The following is a 2,079-nucleotide window of genomic DNA, read 5'->3' on the forward strand; positions in this document are numbered from 1 at the left end:
GGACGCACCTTCTTCTTCCCCATGCTCTCCATGATGAACATCATCCTTCCGGGGCCCAAGCCCCTGATCTCCGATGTCCGTCAAAGCGAAGCAAGCCCAATGCCGCCTGCTGGCATTTGACCCGGAGCCGCATACGAAGACCTACAGGTTGAGCCAGAGAGCAGCTCGGCATTGACGAGGGATCGGGTTCTCAATCAGGCACGAGCGTCTCCTACGACAGAGCGAACCGGGTGATTCGGCATACCCCTCCCGTGCGGCTCACCGCAGGCCGGCGCCCGGCACGAGATCTTCCTGGCCGTGATCACAGACTTCAAGGCGTCTTCGGACGCCGCCCAGTCGGGGCGCCCAGCGTCACGCAGCAGCCGCAATGCACGGCAGGACGGCCCCCTCAAGCGGGTACGCAACACTGCACGCCTCCTCCTGCCCGCACTCACCCTGGCCACCGCCGGCATCCTCGCCCCCACCTCCCCCGCCGCGGCCGTCCCACCCGGCACCTACGCCTACGTCACCCACCAGGCGCCGTCCCAATCTGCGATTTTGTGGGCCGTCGACGTAGCGGAAGGCACGGCCACACAGACGACGCTGCCCTCCCCAGGCGGCAGCTCCTCAGTGGGGGTGGCGGCTTCTCCGGACGGCACCCGCGTGTACCAATTGCTGCAAGGCAGCGTGCGGGTGGTCGATACGGCCACCGACACCGTCGTCGCGGACATCAGCCTCGGTGGCTTCGGTACACCATTGAGGTCTGTGGCCCTGTCTCCGGACGGCTCGCGACTCTACGTCGGCACCTATGGGCAGGAGGGAAGGCTGCTGGTCATCAACACCGCCACGAACCAGCTGCTTACGGTCCACAGTCCGGGCCAGTTCCGCAGGCCAGATGGACTAGCAGTGTCTCCGGACGGGAACTACGTCTACACGGCCAACTCGATCGCGGACTCGGTGTCGGTGTTCAGCACGGTCAGCAACACTTTCGTGCAGCATCTGCCGCTGAGCGATGGAGTGACGTCTGTGGCTCTCACGCCCGACGGCACTCAGGCCTACGTCACCAACTCCGTCACCAACAATGTGACGGTGCTGGACACCAGCACCCATCCCATCACGGTAAGTACCACCGTGGACGTGGGCGCCGGGCCGCAGGATGTGGCGGTGACACCGGACGGATCGCGCGCCTACGTCACGAACTCCGTCTCCAACGATGTGTCGGTGATCAACACGGCCGAGAACACCGTCATCGACACGATCGGCGTCGGTGCCGCACCGGACGGCGTGGCAGTAACACCGGACGGCTCCCAGGTCTACACAGCCAACAACCAGTCCGATTCCGTGTCGGTGATCAGCACTGCTAGCAACAGCGTCATCAACACCATCAGCGTCGGCGACGGCCCCACCGATGTGGCAATGGCACAGGTGCCCAAGCGCGCTTCATCCACCACCGTGGTGTCGGCTCCGAATCCGTCGACCGCCGGGGACCCGGTGACGTTCACAGCGTCGGTGTCCGGTGACTCCGGCACCCCGGCCGGAACCGTCACCTTCAAGGAAGGCGCCACCGTTCTGGGCAGCGCCCCCCTGGACGCTGCCGGCCAGGCCGAGTTCACCACCAGCACCCTGACCGCAGGCCCGCACACCATCACGGCCGAGTACAGCGGCAGCACCGTCTACCAGCCCTCCAGCGCCACCACCGTACAGACGGTCAACCCGGCCCCGCTGTCCGTGCCCTGGGCCGCCACCGGCCTGAACATCAGCCCCACCACCGGGACCATCTCCGGCACCCCCACCACCCCGGGCACCAACACCGTGACAGTGACCGTCGCCGACAGCGGCAGCCCGGCACTGACCGCCAGCCACCAGTTCACCCTCACCGTCAACCCCGCCCCCGCATCCACCTGCGCCACCCCCACCGCGGTCCTGCAGCAGCGCGGCTACAACATCATCACCGGCACCGCAGGCCCCAACCAGCTGTCCGGCACCAACGGCACCGACGCCATCTTCGGCCTCGGCGGCAGCGACCAGATCTCCGGCCGGGCCGGAAACGACCTCCTGTGCGGAGGCGACGGACCCGACCAGATCCGCGGCGGCGACGGC

1 protein-coding gene is annotated in these 2,079 nt (G+C 67.1%); it reads left to right on the forward strand.

The window, feature by feature from the left end; genetic code table 11:
• Positions 1 to 537: 537 nt before the first annotated feature.
• Positions 538 to 2,079 (forward strand): Ig-like domain repeat protein (locus IF89_RS41355; protein ID WP_158718132.1); only part of this gene is annotated, 1,542 nt, incomplete at its 3' end.

It is taken from the genome of Streptomyces sp. NRRL F-2664 (genome assembly GCF_000719345.1).
GTDB lineage: Bacteria > Actinomycetota > Actinomycetes > Streptomycetales > Streptomycetaceae > Streptomyces.